Source organism: Leucobacter soli (assembly GCF_042659205.1).
Lineage (GTDB): Bacteria > Actinomycetota > Actinomycetes > Actinomycetales > Microbacteriaceae > Leucobacter > Leucobacter soli.
Window position 1 is genome coordinate 1 of the sequence record NZ_JBHSRW010000025.1, and the last position, 20,470, is coordinate 20,470.

Annotated in this window: 14 protein-coding genes; 4 read left to right on the forward strand and 10 right to left on the reverse strand. The window is 69.0% G+C overall.

Going from position 1 to position 20,470, the window contains the following annotated elements; translation table 11 throughout:
• The 5 genes from whiA to uvrB form a co-directional block, all read right to left on the reverse strand.
• Nucleotides 1-357 (reverse strand): DNA-binding protein WhiA (gene whiA, locus ACFPZL_RS03245; RefSeq protein ID WP_382334699.1); only part of this gene is annotated, 357 nt, incomplete at its 3' end.
• 73 nt (nucleotides 358-430) lie between these two features.
• On the reverse strand, nucleotides 431-1,306 hold the full coding sequence (gene rapZ, locus ACFPZL_RS03250) for an RNase adapter RapZ (protein WP_218116084.1): 876 nt from the start codon (nucleotides 1,304-1,306) through the stop codon (nucleotides 431-433).
• On the reverse strand, nucleotides 1,303-3,348 hold the full coding sequence (gene uvrC, locus ACFPZL_RS03255) for an excinuclease ABC subunit UvrC (RefSeq protein WP_382334702.1): 2,046 nt from the start codon (nucleotides 3,346-3,348) through the stop codon (nucleotides 1,303-1,305). The genes rapZ and uvrC overlap by 4 nt, the downstream gene beginning before the upstream one ends.
• Entirely contained in the window at nucleotides 3,345-6,254 is a 2,910-nt protein-coding gene (uvrA, locus tag ACFPZL_RS03260; RefSeq protein ID WP_236022111.1) for an excinuclease ABC subunit UvrA, read from the reverse strand. Before uvrA ends, uvrC begins: the two co-directional genes overlap by 4 nt.
• 109 nt (nucleotides 6,255-6,363) lie before the next feature.
• Complete coding sequence (gene uvrB, locus ACFPZL_RS03265) at nucleotides 6,364-8,448, reverse strand: excinuclease ABC subunit UvrB (protein WP_218116086.1); 2,085 nt, start codon at nucleotides 8,446-8,448, stop codon at nucleotides 6,364-6,366.
• Nucleotides 8,449-8,555: 107 nt separating this feature from the next.
• Between uvrB and ACFPZL_RS03270 the strand changes: the two genes are divergently transcribed.
• From ACFPZL_RS03270 to ACFPZL_RS03280, 3 genes are read left to right on the forward strand one after another with little or no spacing between them, the layout of a single operon-like run.
• Nucleotides 8,556-9,050 carry a MarR family winged helix-turn-helix transcriptional regulator gene (locus ACFPZL_RS03270; RefSeq protein WP_218116087.1) on the forward strand — a complete coding sequence of 165 codons (495 nt, stop codon included), beginning with the start codon at nucleotides 8,556-8,558 and terminating at the stop codon, nucleotides 9,048-9,050.
• Complete coding sequence (locus ACFPZL_RS03275; protein WP_218116088.1) at nucleotides 9,037-9,339, forward strand: hypothetical protein; 303 nt, start codon at nucleotides 9,037-9,039, stop codon at nucleotides 9,337-9,339. Before ACFPZL_RS03270 ends, ACFPZL_RS03275 begins: the two co-directional genes overlap by 14 nt.
• Nucleotides 9,340-9,714 (forward strand): hypothetical protein, encoded by a 375-nt coding sequence (locus tag ACFPZL_RS03280; protein ID WP_218116089.1) that lies wholly within the window; start codon nucleotides 9,340-9,342, stop codon nucleotides 9,712-9,714.
• A 27-nt stretch (nucleotides 9,715-9,741) separates the two neighbouring features.
• Here ACFPZL_RS03280 and ndk read toward each other — a convergent pair whose 3' ends face one another.
• The 5 genes from ndk to ACFPZL_RS03305 form a co-directional block, all read right to left on the reverse strand.
• Nucleotides 9,742-10,158 carry a nucleoside-diphosphate kinase gene (ndk, locus tag ACFPZL_RS03285; protein WP_218116090.1) on the reverse strand — a complete coding sequence of 139 codons (417 nt, stop codon included), beginning with the start codon at nucleotides 10,156-10,158 and terminating at the stop codon, nucleotides 9,742-9,744.
• A 74-nt stretch (nucleotides 10,159-10,232) separates the two neighbouring features.
• On the reverse strand, nucleotides 10,233-10,703 hold the full coding sequence (locus tag ACFPZL_RS03290) for a DUF4233 domain-containing protein (protein WP_218116091.1): 471 nt from the start codon (nucleotides 10,701-10,703) through the stop codon (nucleotides 10,233-10,235).
• Nucleotides 10,700-12,052, reverse strand: coding sequence for a bifunctional folylpolyglutamate synthase/dihydrofolate synthase (locus tag ACFPZL_RS03295; protein WP_218116092.1), 1,353 nt, complete (start codon nucleotides 12,050-12,052; stop codon nucleotides 10,700-10,702). Before ACFPZL_RS03295 ends, ACFPZL_RS03290 begins: the two co-directional genes overlap by 4 nt.
• The gene (gene ileS / locus ACFPZL_RS03300) at nucleotides 12,049-15,459 is read right to left on the reverse strand and encodes an isoleucine--tRNA ligase (RefSeq protein WP_218116093.1); all 3,411 of its coding nucleotides are present in this window, start codon (nucleotides 15,457-15,459) and stop codon (nucleotides 12,049-12,051) included. Before ileS ends, ACFPZL_RS03295 begins: the two co-directional genes overlap by 4 nt.
• Before the next feature lie 263 nt (nucleotides 15,460-15,722).
• On the reverse strand, nucleotides 15,723-17,612 hold the full coding sequence (locus tag ACFPZL_RS03305) for a BCCT family transporter (protein ID WP_218116094.1): 1,890 nt from the start codon (nucleotides 17,610-17,612) through the stop codon (nucleotides 15,723-15,725).
• Nucleotides 17,613-17,994: 382 nt separating this feature from the next.
• Between ACFPZL_RS03305 and valS the strand changes: the two genes are divergently transcribed.
• A partial coding sequence (gene valS / locus ACFPZL_RS03310; RefSeq protein WP_382334706.1) for a valine--tRNA ligase occupies nucleotides 17,995-20,470 on the forward strand: 2,476 nt, incomplete at its 3' end.

The window sequence follows — 20,470 nt, forward strand, 5'->3', positions numbered from 1 at the left end:
GGTCAGTCGGTTCGGCAGCCCGCGGATCGGGCGGCGGCGCTGATCGAGCAGCCCGAGCTGACGCGCGAGCGTCTCACCGTCGAGCACGCGCACCACGAACTGCGGCGCCCCCGGGCGCGTGCTCGCCGCCGGCATCTGCTTGGCGTCGGAGCGGACGCCGTAGATCTCGGCGAGGTCCTTGCGCACGCGCTGCACGATGGCGGGCGTGTGCAGCTCGGCCTCGAGCGCGATGCGCCCCGAAATGGTGTGCAGGCCGCCGGCGAGGCGGAGGATCGTCGCGAGTTCGGCGATCCGCTCCCCGGCGTGCGGCACCGGGATGCGGACGAGCTCGTTCTTCACGTCCGGGGTCGAGGGCAAGGTCATCCTTTCGAGATGGATCTGGAGGTCTGCGGGTCGATGCGCCGGAAGGGCCGGCAGTGTCAGGCGGCGGTCATTCGCGTCCCAGGTCACGATGTCGCAGGCTGACGTTCACGCCGGGCAGCGCCGCGATCCGATCCGCGAGCTCCCGCGCCATGGCGACCGAGCGATGCTTCCCGCCGGTGCAGCCGACGGCGAGCGAGACATGCCGCTTGTTTTCCCGCTGATACCCGGCGAGGACCGGTTGGAGCGCCGCGACGTAGTGCTCGAGGAACTCGGCCGCTCCCTCGCGGCTCAGCACGAAGTCCTTGACCTCCGGGTCCACTCCGGTGAGCGCGCGCAGCTCGGGCTCCCAGAACGGATTCGGCAGGAAGCGCATGTCCACCATGAGGTCGACGTCGGTCGGCACGCCGTACTTGAACCCGAAGCTCTGGAGCGAGAGCTGCAGGCCCGGGGTGTCCTCGTCGCTGAAGAGTTCGCGGGTCGCGGTGGAGAGGTCGTGCACGTTGTAGCGGGAGGTGTCGATCACCACGTCGGCTGAGGCGCGCAGTTCCTGCAGCCGCTCGCGCTCGAGCCGTATGCCGTCGAGCAGGCTCCCCTCGGCCTGGAGCGGGTGCGGGCGGCGGACGGACTCGTAGCGCCGCACCAGGATGTCGTCGGTCGCATCCAGGAACACGACCCGCACGGTCGCTCCCCCGCGCAGATCCTCCACGGTCTCCTGGATGTCCGCGAACAGGTCGCGCCCGCGGATGTCGACCACGGCGACGATGCGGGGCAGCGCACCGCCGGAGCGGTCTGCCATGTCGGCGAGGGTCTTGAGCATCGGCAACGGCAGGTTGTCGACCACGTACCAGCCGAGATCCTCCAGCGCGTTCGCGACGGTGCTGCGGCCGGCCCCCGACATGCCCGTGACGATGAGGATCTCCTGCCTGCTCGGGCGCTTGTTCACGACGTGCTCCCCTCAGGCTCGATGTCCGGCTGCTCCGCATCCAGTGTAGACGTTCCGCGCGGTCCCCCGAGCCCACCGTCGGGTCCGTCGAGGCTCTCGAGGTGGCGGTGCACGACCTCGGCCAGGGCGGGGCCGATCCCGGGCCAGGCGGCGATCTCGGCGGCGCTCGCGGCGCGCAGCCGGGTCACCGAGCCGAAGTGCTTGAGCAGTGCCCGGACCCGTTTCGGGCCGAGCCCCGGCACCTCGGTGAGCCGGCTGGCGAGCGCCGTGCTGCGCCGCTGCCGCTGGAAGGTGATGGCGAAGCGGTGGGCCTCGTCTCGGGCGCGCTGGACGAGGAAGAGCGCCTCGCTGCCGCGGGGCAGGATCACGGGGAACGGATCGTCGGGCAGCCAGAGCTCCTCGAGGCGCTTCGCGACACCGATCAGGAACACGTCGTCGATCCCGGCTTCGCTCAGGGCGCGATGCGCTGCGGCGACCTGCGGCGCTCCGCCGTCGACGATGAGCAGCTGCGGGCGCTCCCGGTACCGTCCGACGGCGATCGCCGCCTCGGGGTCTTGCTCGGCCCGCTCCCGCAGCTCGTTGAGCTGCGCGGCGCGGCGCGCGACCACCTGGTGAATGCTGTCGGTGTCGTCGCGAGTCTGCTCGATCCGGTACTTCCGATAGGCCCCCTTCGCGGGCAGGCCGTCCTCGAAGACAACGAGCGACGCGACGACGCCCGTCCCCTGCAGGTGCGAGACGTCGATGCACTCGATCCGCAGTGGCGGCTCGGACATCCCGAGCGCCCGCTGCAGCTCCGCCAGCGCATCGGTTCGCGCGGTGATATCGGCGGCGCGTTTGAGCCGGTGCCGCAGCAGATGCTCCCCCGCGTTGAGCGTCGCCCGCGACATGAGCTGGGCCTTGTCGCCCCGCTCGGGCACCCGCACCCGAACCCTCCCGCCGCGCGGGCGTCGTGCCCGCAACGCGGCCTCCAGCGCCTCGACGCCCTTGGGCAGCACAGGGACGAGGATCTCGGGGGGCGGTTCCCGCTCGCCTTCGTACGCGCTCTGCACGACCTGTTCGAGCAGCGTGCTCGGCGAGTCGTCGAGCTCGACGTCGACGATCCAGCTGCGCTCGCCCCGGATCCTGCCGCCGCGGATGATGAACTGGTGCGCCGCCGCGCTCAGCTCGTCCGATTTCAGCCCGAAGACGTCGAGGTCGGCGTCGAGCGGCAGCGCGACCGAGTTGCGCTCCATCACGTGCTCCACGGCGGTCACCTGATCCCTGAGACGTGCCGCCTCCTCGTAGCGCTGCTCGACGGCCGCGTCTCGCATCTCCCGCTGCAGCGCGCGGAGGTGGGTGGCGTCGCCACCGTTCAGGAAGCCCACCAGCTCCTCGACGCGATGGCGGTGCTCCTCCACCCCGATGCGCCCGCTGCAGGGGCCGTCGCAGCGGCCGATCTGGCCCGCGAGGCAGGGCCGCCCGCTCTGCATGGCGCGTTTGTAGTCGGCGTCGTTGCAGGTGCGGATCGGGAAGGCCTGCTGCAGCAGCGCCGTCGTCTCTCGAAGCGCCCATACCTTGGGGTACGGGCCGAAATAGCGGGCGCCTCGGATCTTCTCGTTCCGGGTGATGAGGAGACGGGGAGCCTCGTCGCGCAGAGTGACGGCGAGGTAGGGGTAGGTCTTGTCGTCCTTGAACTGCACGTTGAACGGCGGCTGGAACTCCGTGATCCACGTGTGCTCGAGCACGAGGGACTCGGTATCGGTCGCGACGACGGTCCAGTCGACGCTGGCCGCGAGGGCGAGCATCCGGCGAGTGCGGGGCGGAATCGAGCGGAGCGGCTGGAAGTAGTTCGCCAGCCGGGCGCGCAGATTCTTCGCCTTGCCGATGTAGAGAACCCGACCGTGCCGGTCCGAGAAGCGGTACACGCCGGGGCTCGTCGGAATCTCGCCGGGAGCCGGTCGGAACGATTCGCGGCGGTCCGACCCGTCGGACCCGTCGGAGTCGTCGAGCCCGTCGGCGTCGCCGAGTTCGCCGACCGTGCGGAGTTCGTCGGGATCGGTCAAGACCTGCCGCCGGGGTGCTTGGCGAGCGCCTCTGCGAGGAATCGCCCGGTGTGGCTCTCCTCGACCTTCGCGATCCGCTCGGGGGTGCCGGTCGCGAGGACGGTGCCGCCTCCGCTGCCGCCCTCTGGCCCGAGGTCGATCACCCAGTCGCAGCTGCGGATCACGTCGAGGTTGTGCTCGATCGTGATCACGGTGTTGCCCTTGTCGACGAGGCCGTTCAGCACGAGCAGCAGCTTGCGCACGTCCTCGAAGTGGAGCCCGGTCGTCGGCTCGTCGAGCACGTAGATGCTCCGGCCGTTGGAGCGCTTCTGCAGCTCGGTCGCGAGCTTGACGCGCTGGGCCTCGCCGCCGCTGAGCGTCGTCGCGCTCTGCCCGAGGCGTACGTAGCCGAGGCCGACGTCGACGAGCGTCTGCAGATAGCGGTGGATGCCGCTGATCGGCGCGAAGAACTCGGCGGCCTCGGCGATGGGCATGTCGAGCACCTCGGAGATGTTCCTGCCCTTGTAGCGCACTTGCAGGGTCTCGCGGTTGTAGCGCTGCCCGCCGCAGACCTCGCAGGCCACGTAGACGTCGGGAAGGAAGTTCATCTCGATCTTGAGCGTGCCGTCGCCGGCGCACGCCTCGCAGCGGCCGCCCTTGACGTTGAAGCTGAAGCGACCGGGAAGGTAGCCGCGGGTCTTCGCCTCGGGCGTCTCGGCGAAGAGCGTGCGGATCTTGTCGAAGACGCCCGTGTAGGTGGCCGGGTTGGATCGCGGAGTGCGCCCGATCGGCGCCTGGTCGACGTGCACCACCTTGTCGAGGTGCTCGAGGCCGGTCACACGGGTGTGCTTGCCCGGCACGAGCCGGGCTCCGTTGAGCTGGTTCGCGAGCACCCGGTAGAGGATGTCGTTGACGAGGGTGCTCTTCCCGCTGCCGCTGACGCCGGTGACCGCGGTCATGACGCCGAGCGGGAACGTCGCGTCGACGCCCTGCAGGTTGTTCGATCGCGCCCCGACCACGGTGAGCTCGCGACCCTTCTCCCGCTTCCGCCGCTTCTTCGGCGTGTCGATGGATCGCCGGCCGGCGAGGAAGTCGGCGGTGATCGACCGCTCGTTCGCCATCAGATCGGCGTACTCGCCCGAGTGCACGACGGTGCCACCCTCGACGCCCGCGCCGGGGCCGATGTCGACGATCCAGTCGGCCGCCTCGATCGTCTCCTCGTCGTGCTCGACGACGATCAGCGTGTTGCCGAGGTCCCGGAGCTTGATGAGGGTCTCGATCAGCCGGCGGTTGTCGCGCTGGTGCAGCCCGATGCTGGGCTCGTCCAGGACGTAGAGCACGCCGGTCAACCCGGAACCGATCTGGGTGGCGAGCCTGATGCGCTGGGCCTCGCCGCCGCTGAGCGTGCCCGCGGCGCGCGCGAGGGTCAGGTAGCCGAGGCCCACTTCGATGAGGAAGTCGAACCGGAGCCGGATCTCGCGCAGCACTTGCGCGGCGATCCTGGCCTCGCGCTCGCTGAGCGTCACCTCGTTGAAGAAGCGCTGCGCCTCGAGCAGGCTCAACTCGCCGACGGCCGCGATCGACTGCTCGTTGACGGTGATGGCGAGCACCTCGGGCTTCAGCCGCTGCCCGCGGCAGACGTGACAGGGAACCTCGCGCAGGAACTCGGCCCAGCGCTCGCGCCGGTTGTCGCTCTCGGCCTCCGCGTACTGGCGCTCGATGAACGGGATCACGCCTTCGAACCCGCTCGTGTACTTGACCTCGCGGCCGAAGCGGTTCTTCCAGCGAACGTTGACCTTGAAGTCGTTGCCGTAGAGCACCGCTTCCCGCACCTCGTCCGGCAGCTCCTGCCACGGCGTGCTCAGCTCGAAATCGAGATCCTTCGACAGGCCGCTGAGCAGCTTCGCGTAGTAGTTGTAGAGGCTCTTCCCCTGGCTCGTCCAGGGAACGATCACGCCCTCGTCGATACTGAGCTCGGGATCGCCCAGGACGAGATCCTCGTCGACCGACATGCTGGTGCCGAGGCCGCTGCACTCGGGGCAGGCGCCGAAGGGCGCGTTGAAGGAGAAGGTGCGCGGCTCGATCTCGGTCAACGAGACCGGGTGGCGGTTGGGGCAGCTGAGGTTCTCGCTGAAGGTCCGGAGACGATCCTCGGCCTTCGCCTCGCGGTCGACGTAATCGATCGTGACGAGGCCGCCGGCGAGCTTCAGCGCGGTCTCGAGCGAGTCGGTGAGCCGGCCGAGGCCGTCCGGGCTGGCGACGAGTCGGTCGACCACGACCGAGATGTCGTGCTTCACCTGCTTCTTGAGCGCAGGCGGCTCGCTGAGCTGGATCAGCTCCCCATCGACGATGGCGCGGCTGTACCCGCTCGCCGCGAGATCCTGGAAGAGGTCGACGAACTCGCCCTTCTTCTTGCTGACGACCGGCGCGAGGACCTGGAACCGGGTGCGCTCGGGCAGTTCCATGAGCGTGTCGGCGATCTGCTGCACCGTCTGCGACCGGATGGGTTCGCCGCAGACCGCGCAGTGCGGCACGCCGATGCGCGCCCACAGCAGTCGCATGTAGTCGTAGATCTCGGTGATCGTGCCCACCGTGGAGCGCGGGTTGCGGTTCGTCGACTTCTGATCGATGCTGACGGCCGGGCTCAGCCCCTCGATGAAGTCGACATCCGGCCGGTCGACCTGCCCGAGGAACTGCCGGGCATAGGCGCTGAGGCTCTCGACATACCGCCGCTGCCCCTCCGCGAAGATGGTGTCGAAGGCGAGACTCGACTTGCCGCTGCCGGAGAGCCCGGTGAAGACCACCATCGAGTCGCGCGGGATGGACAGGTCGACATCTCGCAGGTTGTGGACCCGGGCCCCCCGAACGCTGATGCGCGCCTGGGTGTCGCGACTCGTGATCTGGGGCTGGGAAGGCGTCGAACTCACCCGTCCATCCTAGCGGCGCTCGGCCTGCGAATCGAATCTTTGTTCGACTTTCGCGGCGTCAGGCGATGAGCGATCGCGGCGGCGTCGAGGAGCGGTTCGGCGCAGGGCGTCAACGGTGCCCAGCCGCATCCATGCTGCGGAGTTCGCGCTTGAGCTCCGCGACCTCGTCCCGCAGTCGTGCGGCGAGCTCGAACTTGAGCTCCTCCGCGGCGGAGAGCATCTGCTCGGTGAGCTCCGAGACGAGCTCCTCGAGCTTCTGCGCGCCCTCCGCGCCGATGGCGCCCGCGCGTGCGGCGGATTTGCCCTTGGCCCGTTGCGCCGAGCCCTTCTGGGCGTGCTTCGAGGTGCGCGAGAGCAGTTCCTCGCTGTCGGCGGCCTCGCGGCCGAGCATCTCGGTGATGTCGCCGATCTTCTTGCGCAGCGGCTGGGGGTCGATGCCGTGCTCCTCGTTGTACGCGATCTGCTTCTCCCGACGGCGGTTCGTCTCGTCGATCGCTTCGCGCATGGACCGCGTGACGGTGTCGGCGTACATGTGCACCTCGCCGCTCACGTTGCGGGCCGCGCGACCGATGGTCTGAATGAGCGAGGTGGAGGATCTCAGGAAGCCCTCCTTGTCCGCGTCGAGGATGCTGACGAGCGAGACCTCGGGCAGATCGAGTCCCTCTCGCAGGAGGTTGATGCCGACGAGGACGTCGAAGACGCCGGCGCGCAGCTCGGTGAGCAGTTCGACGCGGCGGAGGGTGTCGACATCGCTGTGCAGGTAGCGCACCCGCACGCCGGCCTCCTCCATGAACGTGGTCAGCTGCTCGGCCATCTTCTTCGTGAGCGTGGTGACGAGCACCCGCTCGTCGCGCTCGGCTCGGCGCCGGACCTCCTCGAGCAGGTCGTCGATCTGCCCCTCGCTCGGTTTCACCACGATTCGAGGATCGATCAGTCCCGTCGGGCGGATGATCTGTTCGACCACGCCATCGGCCAGGCCGAGCTCATATGATCCGGGGGTCGCCGAGAGGTAGACCGTCTGCCCGACGCGTTCCTTGAACTCGCTGAACTTCAGCGGCCGGTTGTCGAGCGCGCTGGGCAGGCGGAACCCGTGCTCCACGAGGGTGCGCTTGCGGGAGGCGTCGCCCTCGTACATGGCGCCGATCTGCGGAACGGTCGCGTGGGATTCGTCGATCACCATGAGGAAGTCGTCGGGGAAGTAGTCGAGCAGGCAGTGCGGGGCCTCGCCCGGCGCGCGCCCGTCGATGTGGCGGGAGTAGTTCTCGATGCCGCTGCAGAAGCCGATCTGCTCCATCATCTCGAGGTCGAAGGTGGTGCGCATGCGCAGCCGCTGCTCCTCGACGAGCTTGTTCTGCTGCTTCAGCTCCTTCGTGCGCCAGTCGAGCTCCTCGGCGATGGTGCCCATGGCACGATTCATCACGTTGCGGCTCGCCACGTAGTGGGATCCCGGGAACACCGACACCGTCTCGACCTGCTTCATCACCTCGCCGCTCACCGGATGCAAATAGTAGAGCGCCTCGATCTCGTCGCCGAAGAACTCGATGCGGATCGCCAGCTCCTCGTACATCGGGATGATCTCGACCGTGTCGCCTCGCACTCGGAAGTTGCCGCGCACGAACTCGATGTCGTTGCGCTGGTACTGCATGTCGACGAATCGGCGCAGGAGGACGTCCCGGTCGAGCCGATCCCCCACGGCGAGCGGCACCATCGCCTCGTAGTACTCCTCGGGCTTCCCGAGGCCGTAGATGCAGGAGACGGTCGAGACGACGACCGTGTCGCGTCGGCTGAGCAGGGCGTTGGTCGTCGAGTGGCGCAGGCGTTCGACCTCGGCGTTGACCGAGCTGTCCTTCTCGATGAAGGTGTCGGTCTGGGGCACGTAGGCCTCAGGCTGGTAGTAGTCGTAGTACGAGACGAAGTACTCCACCGAGTTGTTCGGCAGCAGCTGGCGGAACTCGTTGGCCAGCTGCGCGGCGAGCGTCTTGTTGTGGGCCAGCACGAGCGTGGGGCGCTGCACGGCCTCGATCAGCCAGGCCGTCGTCGCCGATTTGCCCGTGCCGGTGGCGCCGAGCAGCACGACGTCGGTCTCCCCCGCGTTGATGCGCTGCGCGAGTTCGGCGATCGCCTGGGGCTGATCGCCGCTCGGCTCGTACTCGCTGATGACCTCGAAGGGGCGTACGCTGCGGGTGGCTTCCATGGTCTCGAGGCTACTCCGCACCGCCGACAAACGTGCCCGCGTTCGCGGAACGCGCAGGCCGCATTCCATATCGTTACATACTGTAATTAATTGCTAGACTGCGACGTATGGAAATCACCGTGCTCGATCGCCTGCTGGCGATCGGAGCGATGCTCGACCACGATATGCAGCGGGCCTTCGCCGGCACGGCGCTCACGCCGACGCGGGTGCACGCGCTCTGGGTGCTCATCGGCACCGGCCCGGCGACCCAGCAGCGGCTCTCCGAGGAGCTCGGCACGACGCCGCGAAGCGTCTCCGCACTCGTCGACGGTCTGGCCGCCGCCGGCTACGTCGAGCGCCGCGCGCACCCCGAGGACGGGCGGGCCGTGCTCGTCTCATTGACTCCGGCTGCCGCCGCGATGATGGGACGGATGCGCGAGGATCACCGGCGGCTCACGGACGACCTGATCGGCGCGGTCGACGCGTCGGATCGCGCGGCGTTCGAGCGCGGCCTGAGCGCAGTGATGGAGCGTCTCGACGAGTTGATCGAATCGGAGAGCGCGTCGTACGCCGACGTCGAGACCGAGAACGGTGGAACGCAGGCGGAGCATGGTCGACGTTGAACGCTCCCCCGCGCCACGGCCGAGCACCTGGGCCCGCGCGAAGAGCCTCGCCGTCCGAGCGCTCCGGGTGGAGTTGCGCATCTACGAGAGCCTCTGGCGCTGGGCCGCGCGCCGCCCGAAGATCGCCGAGGGCGCGGTCGGCTTCCGCTACCATCGCCCGGTCCTCACGGTTCTGATCATCTTCATGGTGCTCTCGACCGTCGAGATCCCGATCGTCGACGCGATCGTGCACCGCTGGCCCGTGGTGCGCATCACGTTCCTCATCATCGGCGTCTGGGGCGTCACCTGAATGATCGGCCTGCTCTGCGCCTATCTCACGCGCCCGCACACCGTCGGCCCCGAGGGCATCCGCATCCGCGAGGGCCTCGAGCTCGACGTGCTCGTGCCGTGGCGCGACTTCGCGTCGATCCGCCGCCACGGCACGATATTCGACCCGAACGACCCCGAACGGAAGCCGGGCAAGGTCTTCGACGAGGACGGCGAGCGCATCTGCGCGATCCGCATCGGCAACGAGACCAACATCGAGATCGTCTTCGAAGCGCCGACGGAGATCACGCTGCCCGGATTGTTCCCGAAGGGCGGCAGCCACACCATCACGCGTTTGCGCTTCTGGAGCGACGATCCGACCGGACTGCTCGAAGCCGTGCGCCGCCGGCTCGCCTGAGGCCTGACCGCCGCGGCGAGCGGGCGATCAGCCGAACCAGAGGGCGAGCTCGCGCTCCGCGCTCAGCGTGCTGTCGCTGCCGTGCACCAGGTTCTGCTGCACGTTGAGACCCCAGTCGCGCCCGAGGTCGCCGCGGATCGTCCCGGGCGCCGCGGTGGTCGGGTCCGTCGCGCCGGCGAGCGAACGGAAGCCCTCGATGACCCGGTCGCCCGCCGCGCGGATCGCGACGGTCGGACCGGAGCTCATGAACTCGACCAGGGGCTCGAAGAAGGGCTTGCCCTCGTGCTCGGCGTAGTGCGAGGTCAGCAGATCGCGATCCGCCTGAACCATCTTCAGGTCCACGAGGACGTAGCCCTTCGCCTCGATGCGGCGCAGGATCTCACCGGTGAGACCGCGCTTCACGCCGTCGGGCTTCACGAGGATCAGGGTTTCTTCGTGCGACAAGAGGGGCTCCTTCGATCGTTTCCGGGGTCCGGCGACCCAGCTTAGCGCGCCCGGCGGGTCCGTAACCCCCGCGTTCACTGCGCGGCGAGCCAGGCCGCGCGCTGGCGGTCGATCTGCGCGCCCTTGACCATGCAGTACACCCAGAGCGCCGTGAAGATGACGCCCACAACGAGCGCCATCGGCATGATGATCGCCGTGGCGAGCATGAGCAGGTGCACGAGCCAGCCGATTGCGATGCCGATGCGGCCCATGCGCATGAAACCGAGCCCGAGCAGGCAGGCGAGCGCGAGGCCGCCGGCGATCCAGAGCCCGAGCTCGCGGGGTTCGAGGAGCGCGAGGCCGAAGATCGAGAGCCCGATGAGGACGACGACGATCAGCTCGAACCCGAGCACGATCGAGGCGAGCGCGCGCTGCGTCCTCGCCTCCGGGTCGCGGCCGTCCCGGGTCGCGCCGGCGACTCGCATCGCGGAGTTGTGAGCCAGCGTCTCGGAGGGAGAGAGAGGCAGCTCCTCGTCGTCCGATCGCTGCGCAGGATCCGCGCTCATGCGACCCCCCAGCCCTCGCTGCGGGAGAGCGCGATCGCCTCGCCGGCGAGCAGCACGGAGCCCACGACGAGCACTGCGCGACGCCGATCCCGCACCGCCCACTCGCGGGCGACCTCGAGCGCCTCCGTGAGGCTCTCGGCCGGCTCGACCGGGACGTCGAGGAAGGCGCCCTCGGCGAGGTCGACGACGTCGTCCACGGGCAGGGAGCGCGGCGAGTCGACCGGCACCGCGTAGACGAGATCGGCGATCGGGGCGAGCTCCTCGAAGACCCCGGCCGTGTCCTTGTCCGCGAGGGAGCCGACGACGAGGGCGACCTCCGAGAAGTTGAAGGACTCCGTGACCGCGCGGGCCAGCGCCTCCGCCCCGTGCGGGTTGTGCGCGGCGTCGACGTACACGACGGGTTCACTGCCGATGAGCTGGAGGCGTCCGGGCGAGGTGAGCCCGCCGAGCGCCTCCTCGACGACCTCTTCCGGAATCGGGCGCTCGGCCCCGAGGAACGCCTCGACCGCCGCGATGGCGAGTGCGACGTTCTCCGCCTGATGGTGGCCGAAGAGCGGGACGAACGCCGGATCGTACTCGTGCCCGTGGAAGCCGCGCACCGCGATCTGCCGTCCACCGACGGCCAGACGATCGTCGAGCAGCGCGAAGTCCCGGCCGAAGACGTAGAGCCGGGCGTCGGCGTTCTCGGCGGCCTCGATGAGCTCGGCGAGCGCCTCAGGCGCCTGGGCCGCGGTCACGACGGTCGATGCGGGCTTCACGATGCCGGCCTTCGTCCGGGCGATCGTGGCGACATCGGCGCCGAGCACGGAAGTGTGGTCGAGATCGATCGGCGCGAACACCGCGACCTCGGCATCCGCTATGTTCGTCGCGTCCCACTCCCCGCCCATGCCGACCTCGACCACCGCGACGTCGATGGGCGCGTCGGCGAAGAGCGCGAAGGCGAGCACGGCGAGCGCTTCGAAGAAGGTGATCGGCCCCTGGCCGTCGACGGCAAGCTCGGCGTCGACGACCTGCAGGGGGAGCTGCAGCTCCTCCCAGGCGTCCGCGAGCGCGTTGCCTCCGACGGGTTCGCCGTCGATCTGGAAGCGCTCGGTGAAACTCACCAGGTGCGGACTGCTGAACAGGCCGGTGCGCAGTCCGTGCGCGCGCAGGAGCGCGTCGATGGCCCGACTGGTCGAGGTCTTGCCGTTGGTCCCGGCGATCTGGATCACCGGATACGACAGCTGGGGCGTGCCTGCGAGTTCGGCGAGTCGGCGCACGGGCTCGATCCTGGGCCGCGGATGCGCCTCCCCTACCCGTGTCAGCAGGGCGTCGTAGACGCGCTGCGCGGCTCGTTCGGCGCCCGTCATCGCTCGCCCCTCTCCACGGCACGGATGGTGATATTCAGGTTACCCTTCTCGGTCCCGAGCGCGGCGGAAAACGTCGTGAAGGTTCCGGGAGCCCCGACGGAATCGCCCTCCGCGATCGCCGTGCCCGTCGGCGCCGTGCCCGTCGGCGCAGTCTGCACGGTCAGCTCCGCGGCGAGGGTCTCCCCGGCGATCAACTCGGCGTGGGTCTCGAGCGCCGCGGCGAATTCCGGCGCGACCGCGAGCACCAGCCCGATCCGGTCGCTCACGTCCAGCCCGGCGCCCTTCCGCGCCTCCTGAACCGCGCGGATCGCGTCGCGGGCGATGCCCTCGGCCTCCAGCTCCGGCGTGGTCTCGGTGCGCAGCAGCACGAAGCCGCCGCCGGGCAGCAGGCCGATCGCGTCGCGATCCTTCCCCGCCTCGTCGTTCCCGGTTCCGGTGCTGAGGGTCAGCTCGTACTCGCCGGGCTCGAGAGCGATGCCTCCGGCGATCACTACGCCGTCGTCCTCGCTCCACTCCCCCGACTTGGCTGCCTTGATCGCCTCCTGCACCCGCTTGCCGAGGCGCGGACCGGCGGCGCGCGCGTTGACCGCGAGTGTCTGCACGACGCCGTACTTCTCCGCACTGCTCGGCTCGCCGGAACCGCCCTCCTTCAACCGCTTGAGCTTCACCTTCTTGACGTTCAGCTCCTCGCGGAGGATCTGGGTGAACGGCTCCAGCGCGTGCTTGCGGGCGGTCACCACCTGCAGCTTCGCGAGCGGAAGCCGCACGCGGAGCCGGTTCGCCTTGCGCAGCGCGAGCGCCTGCGAGGTGATCTGACGGAGCTCGTCCATGGCCGCCACGAGCTCCGCGTCGTCCGGGAACTCATCGGCGTCGGGCCAGTCCTCGAGGTGCACCGAGCGACCGCCCGTGAGCCCCCGCCAGATCTCCTCCGCGGTGAGCGGCATCATGGGCGCCGCGACGCGGGCGACGGTTTCGAGCACCGTGTAGAGGGTGTCGAAGGCCTGCTGGTTCGCGGCATCACCGTGCTCGCCCGAGGTTCCCGCCCAGAAGCGATCGCGCGACCGCCGCACGTACCAATTCGTGAGCACCTCGGCGTAGTCGCGCAGAGCCTCGGCCGCCGAGGTCGTGTCGAGGGCATCGAGGTGCGCCTCGACGTCGCGGATCAGCCGGCCGGTCTTCGACAGGATGTAGCGGTCGAGCGGGTCGTCGCTATCCGTGCGGCGACGGCCCTCGGCGCCGTCGGCGTTCGCGTAGAGCGAGAAGAAGTACCAGCTGTTCCAGAGCGGCAGGATGAACTGGCGCACGCCCTCGCGGATGCCCTCCTCGGTCACGACGAGGTTGCCTCCGCGCACCACGGGCGAGGCCATCAGGAACCAGCGCATCGCGTCGGAGCCGTCGCGATCGAAGACCTCGTTCACGTCGGGGTAGTTGCGCAGGCTCTTCGACATCTTGTTGCCGTCGCTGCCGAGCACGATGCCGTGGCTGATCACGCTCGTGAACGCCGGGCGGTCGAAGAGCGCGGTCGCGAGCACGTGCTGCACGTAGAACCAGCCACGGGTCTGGCCGATGTACTCGACGATGAAGTCGGCCGGCTGGTGAGTGTCGAACCACTCCCGGTTCTCGAAGGGGTAGTGCACCTGGGCGAACGGCATCGAGCCGGAGTCGAACCAGACGTCGAAGACGTCCTCGATGCGCCGCATGGTCGAGCGCCCCGTCGGGTCGTCGGGGTTCGGCCGGGTCAGCGAATCGATGAACGGGCGGTGCAGATCCACCTCGCCGTCCGCGTTGACCGGTAGCTCGCCGAAGTCCTGCTCCAGCTCGGCGAGCGAGCCGTAGACGTCGATCCGCGGATGCTCGGGATCGTCGCTCTTCCACACCGGGATCGGGCTGCCCCAGTAGCGGTTGCGGCTCACCGACCAGTCCCGGGCGCCCTCGAGCCACTTGCCGAACTGGCCGTGCTTCACGTTCGCGGGCACCCAGGTGATGTCCTCGTTGGTCTCGAGCATGCGCTGCTTGATCGGATCGACGCGCACGAACCAGCTCGAGACCGCCTTGTAGATGAGCGGGTTGCGGCAGCGCCAGCAGTGCGGATAGCTGTGCTCGTAGCTGGCCTCGCGCAGCAGGCGGCCCCGCTCCCGGATCAGGCGGATCAGGGGGCGGTTCGCGTCCATCCAGAGTTCGCCCGCGACATCGGTCACGGCGGGGATGAAGCGCCCGCCCTCGTCGACGCTCACGATGGTGGGCATGCCGGCCGCGCTCGTGATGCGCAGATCGTCCTCGCCGTAGGCGGGCGACTGGTGGACGATGCCGGTGCCGTCCGTTGTCGTGACGTAGTCGTCGACGAGGATCCGCCAGCAGGTCTCGGTCCCCCAGACTTCGGTGTCGGCGAAGTAGTCGAAGAGGCGCTGGTAGCTCATGCCGGCGAGCTCAGCGCCGGCGATGGTGCGCAGGATCGCCTCCCGCGCGGCGTCCGCGCTCTCGTAGCCGAGATCCTTCGCGTAGTTGCCGAGCAGATCGGCGGCGAGCACGTACTGCGCCGCACCCGCTTCGCCCCCGTCGGCGGCCCCGGCGGGGCCCGCGGGCACCACCGCGTAGTCGATCGCCGGCCCGACCGCGAGCGCGGCGTTCGTCGGGAGCGTCCAGGGCGTCGTCGTCCACGCCAGGGCCCTGGCGCCCTCGAGGCCGAGTTCCGCGGCCTTCGACCCGGTCAGTGGGAACGTCACGGTGACCGAGGGATCCTGCCGCATCTGGTACACGTCGTCGTCCATGCGCAGCTCGTGATTCGAGAGCGGCGTCTCGTCGCGCCAGCAGTAGGGCAGCACCCGGTGCCCCTCGTGGGCGAGATCCTTGTCGTAGAGCTGCTTGAACGCCCAGATGACGCTCTCCATGTAGCCGAGGTTGAGCGTCTTGTAGTCGTTTTCGAAGTCGACCCAGCGCGCCTGGCGGGTGACGTACTCCTCCCACTCGCGCGTGTACTGCAGCACCGATTCGCGGGCCTTCGCGTTGAACTCGGCGATGCCCATCGCCTCGATCTCGCTCTTCTCGGTGATGCCGAGCTGTTTCATCGCTTCGAGCTCGGCCGGCAGGCCGTGGGTGTCCCAGCCGAAGCGGCGCTCGACCTTCTTCCCGCGCATCGTCTGGAAGCGAGGGAACACGTCCTTCGCGTAGCCGGTGAGCAGATGCCCGTAGTGCGGCAGGCCGTTCGCGAACGGCGGACCGTCGTTGAAGACCCACTCCTCGCAGCCCTCCCGCTGCCGGATCGACTCTCGGAACGTGCCGTCGGCCTTCCAGTAGTCGAGCACGCGGAGCTCGATCTGCGGGAACGACGGCGACGCGGTGACGCCGAACGCGGTGCCGGGCTCGGCGTGCTTCGGGGTCCTGGCGCTCGTCTGTTTGGGGTAGGGCATCTGCTTCTCCGGGCTCACGTGTCTGCTCGCGCCGGGACGAACGGCCGATCCTCCGAATCGTTCCGTCCGCGGTACCACCCCGCTTGCCGGTACTGAGCCCGGCCACTTCGTTCGGCTGTCACGGGCCGTACCCGTTCGGTTCTACTGGGCGGCCCGTGCCGGGCCCGGTCCGCCGTTCTTCCGAAGACTCCCCGGTGATGGCCGGATCGTAGTCGCTGCGAGCGATTCTAGCGCAGATGATCGACGGGGACGATCCGCACGACCTATCGGGGCCCCGGGTTCTCGCTCTCTTTTCGCCTCCCTCGCAGGCCCCGGCTCCGCGAGAGCCGGTAGTCGATGCGGTCGTCGATGTACGAGCCTACCTCGGGCAGTCGATCGAACGAGCCCGCGAGATCCTCCGCGATGTGCGCGGTGAGGTGGTCGACGCGCTCCATGCGCTCGGCCCGGTCGAGTACGCGGTAGTCCACTCGCAGCGCCCGGACGGTCGCCCAGCACATGAGGAGCAGGATCACGCTGAAGGGCAGCGCCGTGGCGAGCGCGGCGGCCTGCAACGATTGCAACCCACCGGCCAGCAGCAGCGCGGCGGCGATCAGGCCTTCGAGCACCGACCATAGGACGCGCGACCAGGTCGGCGGGTTCGGGTGCCCGCCCGAGGCCAGCATGTCGACGACCAGCGAGCCCGAGTCGGAGGAGGTGATGAAGAAGATGGCGATCAGGATGATCGCGAGCACCGAGAAGATCTGCCCGAGCGGCAGGTCGCCGAGCACTGCGAAGAGCGCGTGCTCCACGTTCACGGATCCTTCCTCGACCAGGTCGCCCGCGCCGAAGAGCTGGCGGAACAGGCCCGAGCCGCCCATCACCGAGAACCACAGGAAGCCGACGAGGGTCGGCACGAGCATCACACCGGCGATGAACTCGCGCACGGTACGTCCGCGCGAGATGCGCGCGATGAAGATGCCGACGAAGGGCGACCACGAGATCCACCATCCCCAGTAGAAGATGGTCCAGTCCGCGAACCAGGCCGTCGCCTCACCCCGTTGGAACGCGCCCACGTCGAAGGTCATCGCCATGAAGTTCGCGAGGTAGACGCCGATCGACTCGGTCAGGTTCTGCAGCAGGAAGAGGGTGGGGCCGAGCAGCAGGACGCTGATCAGCATCAGCCCGGCGAGCGACAGGTTGATGTTCGAGAGCCACTTCATGCCGGCGCCGATGCCGCTCACCACCGAGAGGGTCGCGATGAAGGTGATCACGACGATGAGGATCACGAGCAGCCCGTGGTCCGCCTGGTCGACGATGCCGATGGCGGCCATGCCGGCCGAGATCTGCTGCACTCCGAGCCCCAGTGAGGTCGCGACGCCGAAGACGGTGCCGAAGATGGCGAGCACGTCGATCACGTCGCCCACCCAGCCCTTCACCCGCTCGCCGAAGAGCGGCTCGAGGGACCAGCGGATCGACACCGGTCGGCCGCGGCGGTGGATGGCGTAGGCCACGGCGAGACCGATGACCGCATAGATCGCCCAGGGGTGCAGGCCCCAGTGGATGAAGGTCTGCGCCATCGCGAGCCCGGCGAGCTCGGCCTGATCCCCGGACCAGCCGGGTTTCGGCGCGACCGTCGCGTAGATCAAGGGCTCTCCCACACCGTAGAAGACGAGGCCGATACCCATGCCCGCCGCGAAGAGCATCGAGAACCAGGTCAGGACGCCGAACTCGGGCTCGTCGTCGTCCCGCCCGAGCTTGATCCGACCCAGCCGTGACACTGCGATGCTCACCGCGACCACGATGAACACCGCGATGATCAGCATGTAGTACCAGTCCAGGTGCGCGACGATCCAGTTCTGGGCGCTCGAGAACGCGGTGTCGGTCGCGTCGGGGAGCACGATCGCGAACACCGCCACACCGAGCACGACGAGGATCGCCGGCCAGAAGACGCGCGGCAAGATCATGCCCCTGCCGATGCGCACCCCCTGACTGCGGAGCTTCGCGGTGATGCGCTCGTCGGAATCCTCGTCGGCGATCTGCACGGCCTCGTGCAGATGCACGGTCTCCGGAAGAGTGGGGTCCGCGGGGAAGAGCGCCTCGAACCCATCGGTGTCGTGGCGAGGATCCTCGGGTTCGCCTCGCTCTGCACCTGCTGAGGCGACGTGGTCGTTCATCTGGATCACTCATCCGTTCCGGTCGATCGGTTGCAAGACGTGCCGTTCCACTCTTGCGAGGATCGGAGCGCGATGCAAACGCGCGCCGAACTCGCCCATACGTCGCCGCCCGAGGCAGGCTCGCTCCGGGTGAGGCATCCGAGAGGCGAGAAAAGGCTGTTCTGCAGTCGAATAGCAGCACTTTCTCGCCTTTCGCCCGCCTCTCGGTCGCCCTTCGGCCGAACCGGGCGCGGTTCAGATCCACCGCGCCCGGCCGGGTCGCGCGCCGTCGGTCCCGGATCGCGCGGGGCCGGTAGACTGTAACGGTTGACCATCAGGCACCAGGGCCCGCTGCGCGGCGCCCGACGACGCGGTGCCGCCCATAGCGAAGACGGAGCCCTGCATGAGCGCGATCCCCGACAAGCCGGCCCTCGAAGGTCTTGAAGCCAAGTGGGGCGCGATCTGGGAGGCCCAGGGCACCTACGCCTTCTCCCGCGAGGGCGCGAGCCGTGACGACGTCTACAGCATCGACACTCCCCCGCCCACGGCCTCCGGTTCGCTGCACGTCGGGCACGTCTTCTCGTACACCCACACCGACACCGTCGCGCGCTTCCAGCGCATGCGCGGCAAGCGCGTCTTCTACCCGATGGGCTGGGACGACAACGGCCTGCCGACCGAGCGCCGCGTGCAGAACTACTACGGCGTGCGCTGCGACCCGTCGCTCCCCTACGTCGAGGGCTTCGTACCGCCGCACGAGGGCGGCGACGGCAAGAGCATCAAGGCCGCAGACCAGCAGCCGATCTCGCGTCGCAACTTCATCGAGCTGTGCGAGCGGCTGACCGTCGAGGACGAGCAGCAGTTCGAGGCGCTCTGGCGCACCCTCGGCCTCTCGGTCGACTGGAATCAGACCTACCGCACGATCGGCGACGAGTCGCTGCGCGCCTCGCAACTCGCCTTCGTGCGCAATGTGCAGCGCGGCGAGGCCTACCAGGCGCAGGCGCCCACGCTGTGGGACGTGACCTTCCGCACCGCGGTCGCTCAGGCCGAGCTCGAGGACCGCGAGCAGCCGGGCGCGTACCACGCGATCGCCTTCCACAAGAGCGACGGCAGCGGTGACATCCTCATCGACACCACGCGGCCCGAACTGCTCGCCGCCTGCGTCGCCCTCGTCGCGCACCCCGACGACGAGCGCTACCAGCCGCTCTTCGGCTCGACCGTGCGCACACCGCTCTTCGACGTCGAGGTGCCGATCGTCGCGCACCACCTCGCCCAGCCCGACAAGGGCACCGGCATCGCCATGATCTGCACCTTCGGCGACGTGACCGACGTCGTCTGGTGGCGCGAGCTCGACCTCCCGAACCGCGCGATCCTCGGCTTCGACGGCCGCGTGCTCACCGAGGCGCCCGAGGCGATCGTCTCGGAACAGGGCCGCGATGCGTACGCGCAGATCGCCGGCAAGACCGTGTTCAGCGCGAAGCAGACCGTGGTCGAGCTGCTCCAGGCGAGCGGAGAGCTGCAGGGCGAGATCCGCAAGATCACCCACCCGGTCAAGTTCTTCGAGAAGGGTGATCGCCCCCTCGAGATCGTCTCGACCCGCCAGTGGTACATCGCCAACGGTGCGCGCGACGAGGGCCTGCGCGAGCGCCTTCTCGCTCACGGCCGCGACCTCGAGTGGCACCCCGACTTCATGCGGGTGCGCTACGAGAACTGGGTCGAAGGCCTCTCGGGCGACTGGCTCATCTCCCGCCAGCGCTTCTTCGGCGTGCCGATCCCGGTCTGGTACCCGCTCGACGCCGAAGGGAATCCCGTCTTCGACCAGCCGATCCTCCCCGCCGAGAATGCACTGCCCGTGGACCCGTCGGTCGACGTGCCGGCGGGGTACCACGCCGAGCAGCGCGGCGTTCCCGGCGGCTTCCAGGGCGAGCTCGACGTCATGGATACCTGGGCCACGTCGTCGCTCACCCCGCAGCTCGCGGGCAAATGGGAATCCGACGGAGAACTGTTCGACCTGGTGTACCCCTACGACCTGCGCCCGCAGGGGCAGGACATCATCCGCACCTGGCTCTTCTCGACGCTGCTGCGCAGTGAGCTCGAGGCGGGCCGGCTGCCGTGGCGGCACGCCGGGATCTCGGGCTGGATCCTCGATCCCGACCGCAAGAAGATGTCGAAGTCCAAGGGGAACGTCGTCACCCCGGCCGGCATGCTGGAACAGCACGGTTCCGACGCCGTGCGCTACTGGGCGGCCTCGGCCAGACTCGGCACCGATGCGGCCTTCGACCCGCAGAACCCCACGCAGATCAAGATCGGCCGCAGGCTCGCGATCAAGCTGCTGAACGCGGCGAAGTTCACGCTGGGCTTCGAGGCATCCGGCGTCGGTTCCGTGACCGAGCCGCTGGACCGATCGATGCTGGCGGCGCTCGCCAGAGTGGTCGAGGACTCGACTCGCGCATTCGACGCCTACGATCATGCACGGGCGCTCGAGCTGACCGAGTCGTTCTTCTGGACCTTCTGCGACGACTACCTGGAATTGGTCAAGGAGCGCGCGCACGGCGCCTCGAGCGCCGAGGATCCCGAGGCGCAGGCCTCGGCGGTCACCGCGCTGCGCGCCGCCCTGTCGGTCTTCGTCCGTCTGCTCGCCCCGTTCCTGCCGTACGCGACCGAGGAGACCTGGTCCTGGTTCAACGAGGGTTCGGTGCACACCGCCGCCTGGCCCGTCGCGGAGGAGCTCCGCGAACTCGCCGGCGCCGAGGCCGACGCCGAGCTCCTGACGCTGCTCGGCGGCGCGCTGATCGGCGTACGCGGCGCGAAGACCGCGGCGAAGGCCTCCCAGAAGACTCCGGTCGAGCTGGCCGTGGTGCAGGCGCCCGAAGCGGACGCCC

Bases quoted from the DNA above. Each gene is read 5' to 3' on its own strand.
- uvrB (WP_218116086.1), bottom strand. From the start codon at position 8,448: ATGGAAGCCACCCGCAGCGTACGCCCCTTCGAGGTCATCAGCGAGTAC.
- ACFPZL_RS03270 (WP_218116087.1), top strand. From the start codon at position 8,556: ATGGAAATCACCGTGCTCGATCGCCTGCTGGCGATCGGAGCGATGCTC.
- ACFPZL_RS03275 (WP_218116088.1), top strand. From the start codon at position 9,037: ATGGTCGACGTTGAACGCTCCCCCGCGCCACGGCCGAGCACCTGGGCC.
- ACFPZL_RS03280 (WP_218116089.1), top strand. From the start codon at position 9,340: ATGATCGGCCTGCTCTGCGCCTATCTCACGCGCCCGCACACCGTCGGC.
- ACFPZL_RS03290 (WP_218116091.1), bottom strand. From the start codon at position 10,703: ATGAGCGCGGATCCTGCGCAGCGATCGGACGACGAGGAGCTGCCTCTC.
- ACFPZL_RS03295 (WP_218116092.1), bottom strand. From the start codon at position 12,052: ATGACGGGCGCCGAACGAGCCGCGCAGCGCGTCTACGACGCCCTGCTG.
- ileS (WP_218116093.1), bottom strand. From the start codon at position 15,459: ATGCCCTACCCCAAACAGACGAGCGCCAGGACCCCGAAGCACGCCGAG.
- ACFPZL_RS03305 (WP_218116094.1), bottom strand. From the start codon at position 17,612: ATGAACGACCACGTCGCCTCAGCAGGTGCAGAGCGAGGCGAACCCGAG.